Genomic DNA, 1,553 nt, shown 5'->3' on the forward strand with positions numbered 1-1,553 from the left:
TCCCTATAAATGAAAATTTGGTTCTATCACGAAAATAGTGGGTAATTAAGCTAAAGTTAAATTAAGTTTATCAACGGCAATAAAGGAAAACAAAAAATGCTTACTTACATAAGAAGGTTTCTTGTAATCGAACATCTTTTTAAACTCAAGTACTAATCCCTCGGCTTGAACTGTGCCAAACGCTAACTCTTCTCAATTGTACTTCGATTTCTCCTACTCTGATTATATGAAAGAACATTCTAAATTTAAATATCTTTTAACTTAAAACCTTTGTCAATACCCAGTATTTGTGCTATAATTTTGTTGCTCATGATATCACTCCTCTCTCTCTTTTTATTTTTTTGTTTTTTGTTCTATGAGGAGTGATATCTTTTTTTACCCCTTTTGTCAAGTACCTCATCAACCATTTTTATTATACAGCCGTTTATTGAAAGACTTAAATAAAAAGAATTTAAAAGAGTTCATTGAAAATTACGTTAGTCTTGATGCAAGCCAAAAAAAGACAGTGGAAAAGTTCATAATGAATTACGGTAGGTACTATGATTTAAAAGATATACCCAAAGAAATCCTACCGAAAGTACCAAATGAGATTAATTCATTCGTGAAAAAATACACGTTGAAAAGAAAGCCTTCTGCTGTTTCTTTTTATGTTTTTGAAGGGGAAAAGAGAGGAGAGTTTGTAGAAATTATCGACAATTTTTAATTAAAAAACGCCCTTTTCGGGCGCCTTTTTTGATTCTATCATTAGTTTTGCGATCAATTTTGCAAATGTGGTTTTATCTTTAATTTCAAATTCTTCAAGTGATAAAGACTGGTTGTTTAGGTTTAGAAAAGAATTTTTTATTTTTTGAAAATTTCTTCTACCAGCTGCTCTTTCGTGATTTTTAAGTATTCTGAGACATCTCTTAATATGTTATTTAACGTACCTATTTTAAGAAATTTGTGATCAGGGATGGTTATGTTATGCGAATACCCCATATATTCGGAATTCAATCTTAAATGGCTTCCTGTCTTTCTTAAAATTTTATAATTATATTTTCCAAGTAGATCTGCTAATTCTTTCCCTGAGATATTTCTTGGAACTTTAGACATATGTGAATGTCTCTTCTTTCACAATATGCAATCTTATAATATCAGGAATATCTTCTTCTTTATCAAAGTGACATTTTATAGCATCTTTAATATTTTCTTTCAGCTCATCTAAGGAAGTTCCTTCTGTAAAGATTGATTCTCCCAAAGCCCTAGCGTTATATCCGCTTTCTGGATCTTCTTCTACTATAAATATTATTTCTTTGACTTTCATCAAATTCATCCCCTTTTATTTTCTAGTTTCTAATAATATTATATCATATAGGAACAAATTGTCAGGAAACTGGGCATTAGATCATATTAGATGTCCGTGAAAAAGATCGGAATGAATCACTCTAACTTTTTCTTAATCTAAAACTGCATCTGGATTATTTTCTTCTAGGTTCATTACTACTTTATTAAATAGCATTAAAACACAATGAAAACAAGCATTAATTTCACTAATTTGATTCCTCAACATTCTC

Annotated in this window: 3 protein-coding genes; 1 reads left to right on the forward strand and 2 read right to left on the reverse strand. The window is 29.8% G+C overall.

All coding sequences use genetic code 11. The features are described from left to right. Nucleotides 1-427: 427 nt before the first annotated feature. On the forward strand, nucleotides 428-703 hold the full coding sequence (locus tag AD60_RS07100; RefSeq protein WP_233186849.1) for a hypothetical protein: 276 nt from the start codon (nucleotides 428-430) through the stop codon (nucleotides 701-703). 137 nt (nucleotides 704-840) lie between these two features. Here the strand turns inward: AD60_RS07100 and AD60_RS07105 are convergent, their stop codons facing one another. After that, a complete protein-coding gene (locus tag AD60_RS07105) occupies nucleotides 841-1,092 on the reverse strand; it encodes a type II toxin-antitoxin system HicA family toxin (protein ID WP_103927532.1) in 252 nt (83 codons plus the stop codon). Then, entirely contained in the window at nucleotides 1,085-1,303 is a 219-nt protein-coding gene (locus AD60_RS07110; protein ID WP_103927533.1) for a 2-oxoisovalerate dehydrogenase, read from the reverse strand. Before AD60_RS07110 ends, AD60_RS07105 begins: the two co-directional genes overlap by 8 nt. Between the last annotated feature and the right edge of the window lie 250 nt (nucleotides 1,304-1,553).

Source organism: Petrotoga sp. SL27, from assembly GCF_002924605.1.
In the GTDB taxonomy this organism is placed as follows: domain Bacteria; phylum Thermotogota; class Thermotogae; order Petrotogales; family Petrotogaceae; genus Petrotoga; species Petrotoga sibirica.

Bases quoted from the DNA above. Each gene is read 5' to 3' on its own strand.
- AD60_RS07105 (WP_103927532.1), bottom strand. From the start codon at position 1,092: ATGTCTAAAGTTCCAAGAAATATCTCAGGGAAAGAATTAGCAGATCTA.
- AD60_RS07110 (WP_103927533.1), bottom strand. From the start codon at position 1,303: ATGAAAGTCAAAGAAATAATATTTATAGTAGAAGAAGATCCAGAAAGC.